The organism is Paenibacillus sp. W2I17, assembly GCF_030815985.1.
Taxonomy (GTDB): domain Bacteria; phylum Bacillota; class Bacilli; order Paenibacillales; family Paenibacillaceae; genus Paenibacillus.
In genome coordinates this window covers 2,907,502-2,919,885 of sequence record NZ_JAUSXM010000001.1, presented here as the reverse complement: position 1 = coordinate 2,919,885, position 12,384 = coordinate 2,907,502, and the positions used below count along the sequence as shown (strand labels likewise).

The window sequence follows — 12,384 nt, the reverse complement described above, 5'->3', positions numbered from 1 at the left end:
GTACATCCAAAGGATGTCATGTGACATGAACACATTCAGGGAGTTCCTACTATGAATTCAAAGTTGATTAATACAGTCCGATGGAAATTTATCTATGCATTTCTGCTGAGCGGCATATTGACTGCAGTTATTTTGTACGGGGGCAGTCAGGTGGGGCAGACCATCCTGGAAGCTCAGACGTATCCCGATTATTCCATTCCAGCCCAAGGGATCAGGTGGTTGGTGAATAATATCGGTTCGGTGCCTTTGATGATTGTGGTAGGCGTGCTCAGTTTTGTGCTGTTTTTTTTCCTGTTCTCTCGTAAGGTGATGCGGGTTCTGGATGAAATTACGGCAGGAATTCAGGAGGTTGCCAAAGGAGAGTTATCCCATCGCATCGAAGTGAAGACCTCGGATGAATTTGGAGTGGTTGCTGCAAGCATTAATCAGATGGCTGAACAATTGCAGTTATCGCTTCAGGAAGAGCGTAATGCGGTAGCTGCCAAAAACGATCTGATTACGGGGATATCACATGATCTGAGAACACCACTCACTTCTATTCTGGGATTTCTGGAGTACATTGAGAAGGATCGGTACCAGGATGAGATTGAGATGCGCTATTACGTTAGCATCGCCTATGAGAAATCCCTGACCCTTCGCAAGTTAATCGATGACTTGTTTGAATATACGCGTGTGAGCGGCGGGAGTCTTCCGTTGTCTTTTCAAGCGTTGAACCTGAATTCGTTTCTGATGCAACTGGCTGAAGAGTTTGCTCCCATGCTGGAGGATGCTGGCATGACCTACAAGATCATCGGCGGGCAAGAGCCACTATGGATACAAGCTGCTCCGGGGGAGCTTGTAAGAGCATATGAGAATCTGTTCAGCAATGCCATTCGGTATGGTTCGCAAGGTAAACTAATGGAGATTGGGCTGGCCCTTGAAGGTAAAGAGGCTGTAGTCCGCATCAGTAATTATGGTGAACCGATCCCGGCACAAGATCTGCCACATCTATTTGATCGATTTTATCGGGTAGATAAATCCCGTTCCCGCGATACGGGAGGTACCGGTCTCGGTCTAGCGATTGCCAAATCGATGATTGAATTACATCGAGGAAGTATCGTTGCTTACAGTGAAAATGGCAGAACGGATTTTGTTACCCGATTCCCTGTAACTGTTGCTCCATCAAGTAACTACTCAGAGGAATAATAATTAAGAATTTGGTAAGAAGTTAACTACTTCCTCATTAAGAAATATTCGGTATGCTACCTCTATTACCATATTATTGTATGAGGAGGATACCGAGTATGAAGTCTCAATTCAGTACTGTAAGACTAAGATACATATACATTGCAGGAGCAAGCGCGTTACTGAGTGCAGCGCTCCTTTTTGTCGTTTATCACGTGCTACGATTTGCGCATCACCACGTCCTTCCAGATGCAGCATGGATAACGCGTATGATGAACTGGGGAATCAACCATATCGGAACAAAGCCGCTCTTTATCTTCATTGGAGGAGCCGTGTTTGCGATCTTTTTCTGGATTCGATCCCAGAAGATTGCGGAAGATCTCAGTCAACTTGCACGCAGAACAGCCGAACTTGCATTGGGCCACAATCCTGGAAGAATTGATGTTCTAAGTGGTGGTGAATTACAACAAATTGCTGCTAATCTGAATACGATTGCGTTTCTCATGCATAAGGATGGGCTGAGCATATCAGGACCGAAACAGGAGAGAAGAGAGATAGAGGGAGCATCTATTCAGAATGAGCAACCCGGCCTTCAGCAAAAGAATGAAGAAGACAAGGAGAAGGCTCAAACTACTTCTATACAGGTTGACTTGCCAATAAAACTTACTCTCTACGGTATTCAATCTTCTCTGGATGAGATCATCCAAGGCCGGTGCCAGGGCGAGTTTGAAGTTCAGCATTGGGTCAAGTTGGCGTATGAACAGACATTGCTGCTTCAACATGCTCTGGAGATTACACAACGAGATAGACAGGAACACGAAGTTTCAATTGAACGGGTAAACAAGGAGCCTGAATGTTGAAGCACGGGAGCAAGCGATGGATGTATTACGTTTTTGATGCCGCAGTGATTGTAGTTTTGATATTGACCCTTTTCTATCTCTATCTAATTACTTATGGCGAAGGAATGCTTCGCAATCGTCCAGAGGCCATGCAGGAGGCCTCTTCAACCATTATTACGAATGCAGAGGGGACCGAAATTTCGAGGTTGCATACGCAGACCAAAGGGTATTCCGAATATGCTGACCTGAACGCTATGCCAGATTTATTAAAGATGGCCTTTTTGGCTACAGAAGATCGACGTTTCTACAACCATGATGGACTGGATTTCATCGGCCTCGGCAGGGCCATTGTGCAAGACATTATACATATGGATCTGAGTCAGGGAGGAAGCTCCATTACGCAGCAACTGGCAAGAAATCTGTATTTGAATGGGGATAAAACGTTGAGTCGAAAGGTGAATGAGATATCGATTGCGATGGCCCTGGAGAAGAAGTATAGCAAGGCTGAAATTCTGGGAATGTATCTGAATCAGATCTACATGGGACGCCAGCAGTATGGTGTAAAAGCGGCAGCCTGGCGGTATTTCGGAATTAAGGATATGCACCAGTTGGAACTATGGCAGATTGCTACATTAGCCGGAATCCCCAAAGGTCCATCCATATACAATCCAGTAGATCATCCTGAACTTTCCAAACAAAGACGTGCCGTTATCCTTGGACTAATGCATGAACAGGGACTAATTACACGAAAGCAGATGCTCGTAGCCCGTGACGTCGATTTCACGCCGCCTGAAACCGTATTGAATGCAACAACTTCACCGGGCTTGAGCGAGCCCGCATATGTGTCTGCCGTGGATGCTGTGATTCAGGAGGCTTCTCGGCTCACAGGTAAAAGTGAAGCAGAGATTCAATCGGCAGGTTGGGTTATTCAAACTGGGCTAGACCAACAGGCGCAACTGGCGATGGAAGAAACTTTTGCAGACGCTACCCGATTCCCCGATGATCGCCAAGACGAGCTGGTTCAGGCAAGTATGGTTATTATCGACCAGCATAACGGTGAAGTGAAAGCAATGATGGGTGGACGTAATCCTTTAAAAGGGGGCATCAACCGAGCGATTATGGATGCAAGGCAGCCAGGCTCTTCTTTTAAACCGATTATTGCATATGGCCCTGCGTTGGAGTCGGGGAAGTTCAAGCCAGAGAGCATACTACCGGATAAACGCATGCAATATGGCAGCTATCAACCTTCCAATCTCGGTGGGCGTTACAGTGGTTTAATTGCCATGTCCCAAGCCTTGCAAAAGTCCATCAATGCCCCAGCCGTATGGCTGCTTCATGAGACCGGACTGAACTATGCACATCAATTTGCAGCACGGCTCGGTATTGAACTGGGGAAAGAGGATATGAATCTCTCGATTGCTCTGGGCGGTGTGCATCAGGGGGCGTCTCCAATGAAGATGGCTCAGGCCTACACGGTGTTTGCGAATAATGGCAAGTTGAATACAGCCCATCTGATACGCGAGATTACAGATTCACAAGGACGGACAATATTTGCTCATAAGTCGGAAAATAAGCAGGTAATCTCCTCCAGTACGGCGAATGCCATGACCAGAATGCTGCAAAATGTAGTCAGTCAGGGAACAGGAAGCCGTGCACAGTTAGGTCAGCACAAGGTAGCAGGGAAAACGGGAACAACACAGGCTGCATTACCTGGTGTGGGAAGAGAGGCCAATCGGGATCTGTGGTTTGTGGGCTATACGAGCAGCTGGACTGCGGCGGTCTGGATGGGATTTGATCATACGGATGAAGAACATTATATGAGGTCAGGAAGTGGTGTTGCAGCGGAGTTGTTCGCAACAGTGATGAGACGTGCTACCCAATAGAATGCAAGAGAGAGAGACTATAGCCCAGACGGTTCTTTCCTTCTCTTGGATAACACAGAGTATAGCTTCTAGTGTATAATATGTGTCTTATCTATCGTAAACGGAGGCTGAAATGAACTATAAATATAGGAACTCGGATACAGATACGGATATGAACTCGCTGCAATCCAAAACCGGTATCAGACCGGAACGGCCTGGTATCTCCGGATTGGGCGGATGGCTTATTTTAATCCAGATCAGTCTTTGGCTTGCGCTGGTGTTTCTCATCTCGGATGTATCGCAGGTGAATGTCATCATGGACCCTGCCAGATGGGAAGTAAGCCGTGGTGTCGATCCTCAGATTTACACGGAGATGATCCGTCCACTCCTGTGGTTTGGTTTCATAAGCAGTACCATTCTATTAATGATCGTTATCGTGAATCTCATTCTTTTATATAAACGGAAGAGACAGTTTCCGCGTATGATGATGGTGATGTACCTGATGAATGTGATCATAAGCATCGTGACGTGGATTCTGATTGCGCGCAATGAAATCCCAAGAGAACAGCATGTGCTTGATGCAACTCCGGCTTTTCAGTTGATCGTACGATCCATTCTGACGTGCTGTATCTTCATTCCATATTTCCTGAGGTCGGTACGTGTGAAAAATACGTTTGTGAAGTAAATAGATTTCTTTGATTGTCTCACTGCACTATAGTGCTCTATAAAAAGCGATACGGAAGGCCCGTTAGTATACAAGATTTCATCCTGTATGCCTAACGGGCCTTCCACGTGTTGAATATTATGAAAAGAATAATCATTTCGATGATGATTTTGTCCGCAGTGAGGCGGGAATTCGGCGTATCATCTGGTTTAATACCTCCGATAACACCAAGCCTACAGCAATAGCGCCGGATAACATGAGTGCCTTGGCGGCCATCTCCATAGCGGCACTGTAGTCATTTTGCACAAAACTTCGCATTGCATTATACGCCAGTCCACCAGGAACGAGAGGAATGATGCCTGCGACGCTGAAGATGATAACGGGTGCGCGAAACATGCGAGAGAATACTTGACTGATGACACCTACGGCTATGGTCGCTGCAAGTGTAGCAGGAACCGCATCCGCTGCATATTCAAGCACGATATAGATGATCCAGCCGATCATGCCGACAAATCCACCGTGGAGCAGCATGCGCCGTGGTGCGTTGAAGATGATCCCAAACGCGGCTGAAGCGACAAAACTGGTTAAGGCTTGTTCAATAAAATGGAGCATATCCTGCATTCCTCCGTCTTACATAAAAAGTGAAAATACAACTGCAATGCCTGTACCTATGGCAAAAGCAGTCAGAAATGCCTCGGCTCCCTTGGATAATCCGGATACGAGATGCCCGGCCATCAAGTCGCGTACTGCATTGGTAATCAGTAGCCCTGGAACCAGCGGCATAACCGAACCAATGATGATTTTGTCCCGTTCATGACCGACCCCCAGATAGATCAGGAGAAAAGCGAGTAAGCCAATAACAAAGGATGCCGTAAGCTCGGCAAAGAATTTGACCCGCACCAACCGGTGAAAGGCAATAACGGCTGCATAACCTATGCCCCCGCAGATTAGCGCCGGAAGAAAGTCGCTCCAGCCCCCGCCAAACATAATGGTAAAACAACCACTGGATAACGCTGCGGCCGTAAGTTGCACAGCCGTTGAATAGGAGGAGGGCTTGCCTTCGATCTGTACCAACAGATCATGGGCTTCCTGAGCGGATAGCTCACCTTGTCCGATGCGGCGGGAGACCGCATTCACCTCGGACACCTTGTCCAGATCCGTTGTACGTTCGGAGATACGAATCAGCTTGGCGGGTTCGGTTGCATCAACAGAGAAGAAGATACCTGTCGGAACAACGTAACTGTGCGAATGGGGTAAACCAAGCGCAGCCGCCATACGTTTCATCGTATCTTCCACACGGTAGGTTTCACCACCGCTTTGCAGCATGATTTTGCCTGCGAGCAGACAGATTGCAATCACGCGGGATTGTTCAGTAGGGTTGCTGCCAATCATACCCGTCTCGGCTTGCGATACGGGTGATGAATCATGACGTATGTATTCCAACCGGATCAAGCTCCGTTTCATATGAGATATGGGGTGGTGCGACACCATTGTATCATATTTCACACGCTCGCAAGGAATCATACCGCACCATCGCCAGGACGATAAAAAAGCCTCGTTCCCAAGACTTAAAGATCTCAGGAGCGAAGCTTCTTGGAACAGGTTCGAATATGGAAGTACAATACCACTACATCAACAGTGTGATAACCAACAATTCATACAGCACAAGCGGCAAAATGGTTGGTCCAAACAAGGCGCGCGGTTCAGGATATCCATGCATCGGGGTAACCTGGAGATACAAAATCCCCCGGTCTGCACTGATGATGACACCTTCCCACACTTGCCCATCGATATTCTGGACTTGTACCTTCTTGCCTACATGCTGCCGGGCTGTATGATGAAGCATATTCCGTACACTTTGCACGGATTGAAGCGTCGGTTGATTGGCTTGATACACGACACGCGTGGATGGCGTGGATGTGGATTCAGACATGATGCACAACCCTTCCTCAAAATAAGTTCTTACTTCAAGGTATGCATCTGCCTATAAAAGGTGATTACACAAACGCCATCTCAAGGCTCCCGCGTCCATTTTCATAAGCGACTTTGCCTAATGCTCCATTCACAAAGGTGAGCTGGGGCGGAACATGGCCGAGATCCACATCGTACAGTACAGGGACATCCAGATCCCCAAGTGCAGAGGATAGGGCATCGGTGAAATTAAAATCGGCTGTATCGGAATAACCGGCAGGTCGGCCGAACATGAAGCCTTTTACACCTGCAAACCAGCCAGCCTGTTTCATCTGCCACAGATGACGGTAGATATCCCCCGCATTCATCTCACAGCTTTCCAGATACCAGATCGTTCCTTCGTCTGCACAGTACTGATCCAGATAGAATGCAACAGGTGCATACGGCGTGCCAATCAGACTGGAGATCGTATCCATGCAGCCGCCGATCAGCCGACCGGAGAACGCCACATCTGTATCTGCATCTTCCGAGTGGCCGAGCTGTTTCCAGCACGAAGGTGTATCCAGGTTAAATCCAGGAGATTCCGGTTTCCATGCCGATTGATAATGTGTAGAAGACGATTGTGTGATCTGTCCGCCGTATTTGGTCTGTAACACATCAATCCAGCGCGCAGTCACGGGATCGAGGGCGTTTGATCTTAGATCAACATAGTTGGTGCCATGTGCTGATGCTGTTCCGGTGATCAGGGTATAGGCGAACAAGAACGTACTGATATCCGAATATCCCATGACCCATTTGGGCGGCAACGATTTTAAGGCTTCCCAATCCAGCAGGGGGAGGATATCCATCAGAAATTCCCCGCCCCATGGAGGGATAATGGCTTGAATATTTGGATTGCGGAAAAATTCATTCATCTCTTCGGCGCGTTCTTCTTTGGAGGCACTCACACATTTGGTATTGTGGCGGAGCGACGGGCTTTCCATAACGCCAAAACCAAGGCGCTCCATGTTGCGTTTACTCTCCTCAAGGTAATGGTGCAGGGATTCGCCAACACCGCTGGAGGGTGCTGCCACACCGATGGTATTTCCCGGAGCGAGTGGTTGTGGATAACGGATCGAACGTTGATTCATTGTGGAAACACCCTTTCCTGGGAATATATCGATTTAATGTAGTTGTTTAATATTTTCATTATAGTGCATGACTACGTCGTGTGGCTTACAATTATGGCTGTTACATTTCTTTAGGGAGTCACAGGAATTTCAATAGAGAACGGTGCACGAATTTGGTCAGGGTAAGAGTCTATTTCCATTGTCAGATTTCCTTTGGCTGCGGCTCCATTTTTAATGACAACTCTTGCTTCAAAGACGGAAGGGCTCCAGCCTACTTCATTAATGTCGAAAGGGTTTCCTTTACTGTCTTCGATATTGGTAAATGATAGCCCTGAAGTAGCATTTTGAGCATCTGCAATTGAAAACTCGAGGATCAGATTATTGCCCTGGACCGTGCTTTGCAGCAATTTCAAACTCGATGGGCCGCCTTGTATTTCACCTGAAGATGGATCGATGCTGATAACCAGTTCATCCTTATCCACTGCTGAAAGTCCAGACCCTTGCAAAGTCAGTTTTTTCGGAGTGGAGAAGTACATGCTTTCGAAAAAGACGGAACTTCCAGAGCCTCCGATGGAAGATGAATCCGTTCTCCATGCTCGGCCTTGCTCATCTACCAAGTGCAGATCACGAATGCCAAAGATCTTTTTGGTGTTGTTCCGATCATATTCGATATCAAGTACAAGACGTGTGGGATACAGAACGGCCTGTTTTACATAAATACGCTGCCCGTCCACGGTCATAGTTTGGTTTACGGGAATGTTTTTTTTCATGCCTTTTGTTAAGCTGTGATCCACGGGGAAGGTAACCTTCCACTTATTATTCGGTTCCTTACCTCGTTTCTTAAATACAACGGTCAGCTCTTGTGGCGGTAAAGATTCTGTGAATGAGACATCGATTTTGTCCTCGTAAACGCCACTTTCTGAATCCGGATTAGGAGAGGAATAGCTAAACGCAACAGGTAACTTTTTACCATTCTCATCCAGCAAATCGATGTCATAGTTGAATTTTTCGGGATCTTTCATGCCCTTCATCGTGTAAAAAATGACCATACGTGACTCGTCTGTGATAATGCCTTCAACGGTCAAGGAAGCACCATCATGCTCGTCGGTGACACCGACCTGCTGTAAGAGGGACTGATCAATCGCCATCATTAATCCTTTGTCCTGGCGAATCATACCCACAATGCCTTCCATGCCGGGCAATTGCTCCACAAAGGACGCAAAAGCGGGAGAGACACGGATACATCCGGTAAATAGCAGGATGAGGGCCGCTGCCGAGATGGAACTCATGTACCAGCGCAGCCGGGACTTGCGTTTGCTAGCAGCCTGGTGGATTCCGGACTGAACAGCCTGATAGGCAGCATCCGGTATAGGCATGGATTCGTATTCCGTCTTGCGAGCATTCAGCCGTTCTTCCAATGCGTCAAATGAGTTGTGTTCATCCGTCATGAGGATGCATCTCCTTTCGTTTCAAGTTGATCACGGAGCTGTCCGAGTGCCCGATGTAATCGGGATTTTACAGTTCCGGTCGGGATTTCGAGAATATCGGCAACTTCAGTTAAGGAGAAACCTTCGAAATAACTCAAAATAATAATTTGTTTGCAATCCCGGTCAAGAGTGGAGACGGCGGCGGCAAGATCGGGGTCCGCAGGACGATCCCAACTGCTGGATTCCTGAATCTTGGTGACGGGACGGAACCGACTTTTGCGTTTGCGTTCGTCCGCACAGTAGTTGAGCAGAATGCGGATGAGCCAAGTGCCAAAGTAGGAGGGCTCTTTTAATTTTTTGAGTTTATGGAACGCCCTGAACGTTGATTCCTGAATCGCTTCGAGCGCATCACCTTCGTTATGCAGGTATGCATAGGCGATACGGTACAGTTGGCTCTGATGTAATTCCATTAAGGCTGCAAAAGCCTCGGCATCCCCTTTTTGTGCGGCGATGGTGAGCTGAATAGGGGTCACATGGCTCCTCCTTTCCTGAATATGTTGAGTATTAGACCGCGTAAGGCTCCAAACGGTTCTTATTTTCTTAGAAAAATATGTATGTATCCGATTTCTATATAGTTGAACTACGTATTTGCATGAGAACGTAGAGGACAGAAATAACCGTCAGACCTTCTCTTTGTACTCCAAAAAGAGTCCTGACGGTTATTAACGGTATTGCTCACGTTATCTAATCATTATTGCTGATGCGCTGTAACGGCTGCTCGCAGACATGAGGCTGTAGACGTGTTACCACGTTCAAGTGAAATCTCCAGTGAGGTCTTGCCCGCTGAGTTTAGCGCGTTTGGATCAGCTCCATGCTGAAGTAACATCTCGATAAGTTCGATCTGATCCGTATGAAATGCTGCGGAGTGCAACGCATATTGTCCATCGCTGTCCAGAATACTCGTGGCTGCCCCATGTTCGAGTAAAAGTTGGATAACTTCTAGTGAACGTTCTCCGGCAAGTGCGGCATGAAGTGCAGTATTGGACGGAATAAAGGAAATCTTGGAATGAGAAAGGGCGTTAACATCGGCTCCATGCTGCAGAAGAAGACGAACTGCTCCTGCTTGTCCATAATGAGAGGCATATCCCAGCGGAGTTAACCCATCCTGATTTTCAGTATTGGTGAGTTCCGGGTGAGAAGCGAGCAATAATTGCAGGTTGGCCAAATCTCCAGACTGTGCAGCCTGAAATAGTTGATTCATCTGTTCTGCATGATTCATAAGGAATACCTCCATCTGATGAGATAATGTAATTATAGATGTTCCTCTTCAGAGGTTCTTCTTCATAATCACCTTTTTGCCCGCAGCTGGGAAGGAGAGCTATGGAAGCGTCTAGTGAATAATGAACTGAACGAACCGAGGCTCTCGAAGCCCACATCATAACAGATATTGGTGACAGACCTGTCCGAATATAGCAAAAGCCGCTTCGCAGCCAATAGTCTGCATTCAGTCAGATAACGATGGGGTGAAGTACCAAACAACTTCCTATAACTGCGTAGAAAATGATTCACGGATAGTTGTGCAGCCGCTGCAGTCTGTTCTAGCGTTAACGGCTGATCATAGTAGGCGGAGATATACTCATGCCCGATATACACTCTTCGATACAACTCTTCTCGGGTTGAACGTCTGATCATATCCAGTTCGTTGATCTCTTGCTGAACGTTACGGTGTAGATCCAGCATGTGGACAGCGAGCTGATGAAGCTGCTCCGCTATTGTCCAGGAATCCAGCGTGTCTTGACTGTACAAATTCCGCAAATAATTTAGAGCTGCGCCAAGCCGATTATCCATGGAATATGTACGTTCTACCCACTCCATCTTGTTTGAGGATGAATAACTATACGGCTCATCAAGTAGCCGAAGATCACTGGTAATTAGATTCCGGCCGATCTCTTCCACATAACCGGGAGGGAAGAAGATACAGAAGGATTCAACTGGAGTAGATGAATCAATGTGAAGACTATATTCCTGGCCCTCATTCAGAAGTAGATAGTTCTCATTATTGACTGCGAAGTGACCGCGTCCCGCTTCATAGAGCGTTTTTCCGTTACGGAATGTTTTCAGTGATAGCGAGCCGCTGCCTTTCCAATCGAATTGAGAACTCGATTCATGCAGAATGAAGGGTACAGGTCGAGGAAGAGGAATCTCCAACACTTGCAAGCACCTCCAAGCTTAATTCTGGTTATATAACTTCTTCACAGCTTCCAGCCCAGGTACGGCGAAGCAGGCGAGTGGAGAGGGCAGATCATGGAGTGGAAACCAGCCGATCTCACCGATGGCTCCGCCTTCTTCCAGATTACGAGCATGGCCGCCAATCACCTTGGTGGAATAGAGCACGGATATCCAATGTTCCTTCTGTTGTGGCTGGATTGTCTCCGCCGTACAGAGCAGACTGTCGATGGCGATATCCAGATTCACTTCCTCCTTGATTTCACGGATAACAGCAGTTTCCAGTGATTCATAGGGATCTACTTTCCCACCAGGAATACTCCAGGTGTGCTGCTCGGGTTGACGATTCCGCCAGGCGAGAAGCACTTCGCCCCGTTCATTCAGGATGACCGCACCTACGCCGATGCGAGGTGAAATTTTAGATTCATCTTTTGGAACAGAACTTAATTCCGACAGAGACAGCGCAGCTTGTTCGTTCCCGTTTCGTTGTGAAAAACCACCCGCTACCATATCCCCAGATTCAGGAGTACGATTAGACCGGAATGATAAGGGAAGCCCAGACTGTGCCGACCATTCTTCCGTAAGGATACTCATCGAGATCAGGTCATAATGCATGCCATCGCGCAAAACTGCAGAACGCTGGCGACCCTCTTCCCGGAATCCGGCTTTTAGGTACGCATGTCTAGCAGCTTCATTGTATTCGATGACTTCCAGCGCAATCCGGTTCAGGTTCAATTCGTGGAATCCATACCTTAAAATCAGAGCCAGAGCGTCGCTTCCGTATCCTTTACCCCGATCATTTTCTTCGCCGATACCAATGGCCAGACGAGCAGAGCGATTGTTCCATTCAATCCGGTAGAGGGCTGTGAATCCAATGAATCGGTTACCCTCCAGTGTACGTAATGCAAATTCAAATCCGTTGTCTCGGCGGACAGAGGAGGAACCTGTCTCATCCGGCGTTAACGGGATCGCGATATCGGTATCCATGTTGCGCAAATATTCATAATCGTCTGTGAAGCGGGAGAGACGCATGCAATCTTCCGGGCATGGGGCCGCTAATCTGACTTTGGAACCTTGAAATCCATTTAAATGACGTGGAGACATGTTGCACCTCTTTTATACGATATGAAATCATTCGTTTCTTCCCATTATACTACGAACAGGAGAGGATACCGAAAAATG

Annotated in this window: 13 protein-coding genes and 1 pseudogene; 4 read left to right on the top strand and 10 right to left on the bottom strand. The window is 47.4% G+C overall.

What is annotated here, in order from left to right:
- Window positions 1-51 precede the first annotated feature (51 nt).
- The 4 genes from QF041_RS12990 (at window position 52) to QF041_RS12975 (ending at window position 4,550) form a co-directional block, all read left to right on the top strand.
- On the top strand, window positions 52-1,185 hold the full coding sequence (locus QF041_RS12990; RefSeq protein ID WP_307414501.1) for a sensor histidine kinase: 1,134 nt from the start codon (window positions 52-54) through the stop codon (window positions 1,183-1,185).
- A gap of 98 nt (window positions 1,186-1,283) precedes the next feature.
- Window positions 1,284-2,024, top strand: a complete 741-nt coding sequence (locus QF041_RS12985) for a hypothetical protein (protein WP_307414500.1) — start codon at window positions 1,284-1,286, stop codon at window positions 2,022-2,024.
- A gap of 20 nt (window positions 2,025-2,044) precedes the next feature.
- Window positions 2,045-3,886 carry a transglycosylase domain-containing protein gene (locus QF041_RS12980; RefSeq protein ID WP_307414499.1) on the top strand — a complete coding sequence of 614 codons (1,842 nt, stop codon included), beginning with the start codon at window positions 2,045-2,047 and terminating at the stop codon, window positions 3,884-3,886.
- A gap of 112 nt (window positions 3,887-3,998) precedes the next feature.
- Window positions 3,999-4,550 carry a DUF2569 domain-containing protein gene (locus QF041_RS12975; RefSeq protein WP_307414498.1) on the top strand — a complete coding sequence of 184 codons (552 nt, stop codon included), beginning with the start codon at window positions 3,999-4,001 and terminating at the stop codon, window positions 4,548-4,550.
- 132 nt (window positions 4,551-4,682) lie between these two features.
- On the opposite strand, the gene QF041_RS12970 is transcribed toward QF041_RS12975, so the two are convergent.
- From QF041_RS12970 to QF041_RS12925, 10 genes and pseudogenes are all read right to left on the bottom strand, one after another.
- On the bottom strand, window positions 4,683-5,141 hold the full coding sequence (locus QF041_RS12970) for a threonine/serine exporter family protein (protein ID WP_047842069.1): 459 nt from the start codon (window positions 5,139-5,141) through the stop codon (window positions 4,683-4,685).
- 18 nt (window positions 5,142-5,159) lie between these two features.
- Complete coding sequence (locus QF041_RS12965; RefSeq protein WP_307416956.1) at window positions 5,160-5,921, bottom strand: threonine/serine exporter family protein; 762 nt, start codon at window positions 5,919-5,921, stop codon at window positions 5,160-5,162.
- A gap of 235 nt (window positions 5,922-6,156) precedes the next feature.
- Window positions 6,157-6,462 (bottom strand): acetyl-CoA acetyltransferase, encoded by a 306-nt coding sequence (locus tag QF041_RS12960; RefSeq protein ID WP_211084081.1) that lies wholly within the window; start codon window positions 6,460-6,462, stop codon window positions 6,157-6,159.
- A gap of 64 nt (window positions 6,463-6,526) precedes the next feature.
- Window positions 6,527-7,570, bottom strand: a complete 1,044-nt coding sequence (locus QF041_RS12955; protein WP_307414497.1) for a S66 family peptidase — start codon at window positions 7,568-7,570, stop codon at window positions 6,527-6,529.
- A 110-nt stretch (window positions 7,571-7,680) separates the two neighbouring features.
- Entirely contained in the window at window positions 7,681-8,997 is a 1,317-nt protein-coding gene (locus QF041_RS12950; RefSeq protein ID WP_307414496.1) for a DUF4179 domain-containing protein, read from the bottom strand.
- Complete coding sequence (locus QF041_RS12945; RefSeq protein WP_307414495.1) at window positions 8,994-9,509, bottom strand: sigma-70 family RNA polymerase sigma factor; 516 nt, start codon at window positions 9,507-9,509, stop codon at window positions 8,994-8,996. The genes QF041_RS12950 and QF041_RS12945 overlap by 4 nt, the downstream gene beginning before the upstream one ends.
- A gap of 218 nt (window positions 9,510-9,727) precedes the next feature.
- Window positions 9,728-10,255, bottom strand: a complete 528-nt coding sequence (locus QF041_RS12940; RefSeq protein ID WP_307414494.1) for an ankyrin repeat domain-containing protein — start codon at window positions 10,253-10,255, stop codon at window positions 9,728-9,730.
- 68 nt (window positions 10,256-10,323) lie between these two features.
- Entirely contained in the window at window positions 10,324-11,187 is an 864-nt protein-coding gene (locus QF041_RS12935) for a helix-turn-helix transcriptional regulator (RefSeq protein ID WP_307414493.1), read from the bottom strand.
- 18 nt (window positions 11,188-11,205) lie between these two features.
- On the bottom strand, window positions 11,206-11,607 hold the full coding sequence (locus QF041_RS12930; RefSeq protein WP_240768276.1) for an NUDIX domain-containing protein: 402 nt from the start codon (window positions 11,605-11,607) through the stop codon (window positions 11,206-11,208).
- A gap of 210 nt (window positions 11,608-11,817) precedes the next feature.
- Window positions 11,818-12,306 (bottom strand): annotated as a pseudogene (locus QF041_RS12925) (GNAT family N-acetyltransferase); the annotation flags it as partial.
- Window positions 12,307-12,384: the final 78 nt, after the last annotated feature.

Bases quoted from the DNA above. Each gene is read 5' to 3' on its own strand.
- QF041_RS12990 (WP_307414501.1), top strand. From the start codon at position 52: ATGAATTCAAAGTTGATTAATACAGTCCGATGGAAATTTATCTATGCA.
- QF041_RS12985 (WP_307414500.1), top strand. From the start codon at position 1,284: ATGAAGTCTCAATTCAGTACTGTAAGACTAAGATACATATACATTGCA.
- QF041_RS12980 (WP_307414499.1), top strand. From the start codon at position 2,045: ATGTATTACGTTTTTGATGCCGCAGTGATTGTAGTTTTGATATTGACC.
- QF041_RS12975 (WP_307414498.1), top strand. From the start codon at position 3,999: ATGAACTATAAATATAGGAACTCGGATACAGATACGGATATGAACTCG.
- QF041_RS12970 (WP_047842069.1), bottom strand. From the start codon at position 5,141: ATGCTCCATTTTATTGAACAAGCCTTAACCAGTTTTGTCGCTTCAGCC.
- QF041_RS12965 (WP_307416956.1), bottom strand. From the start codon at position 5,921: ATGATTGGCAGCAACCCTACTGAACAATCCCGCGTGATTGCAATCTGT.
- QF041_RS12960 (WP_211084081.1), bottom strand. From the start codon at position 6,462: ATGTCTGAATCCACATCCACGCCATCCACGCGTGTCGTGTATCAAGCC.
- QF041_RS12955 (WP_307414497.1), bottom strand. From the start codon at position 7,570: ATGAATCAACGTTCGATCCGTTATCCACAACCACTCGCTCCGGGAAAT.
- QF041_RS12950 (WP_307414496.1), bottom strand. From the start codon at position 8,997: ATGACGGATGAACACAACTCATTTGACGCATTGGAAGAACGGCTGAAT.
- QF041_RS12940 (WP_307414494.1), bottom strand. From the start codon at position 10,255: ATGAATCATGCAGAACAGATGAATCAACTATTTCAGGCTGCACAGTCT.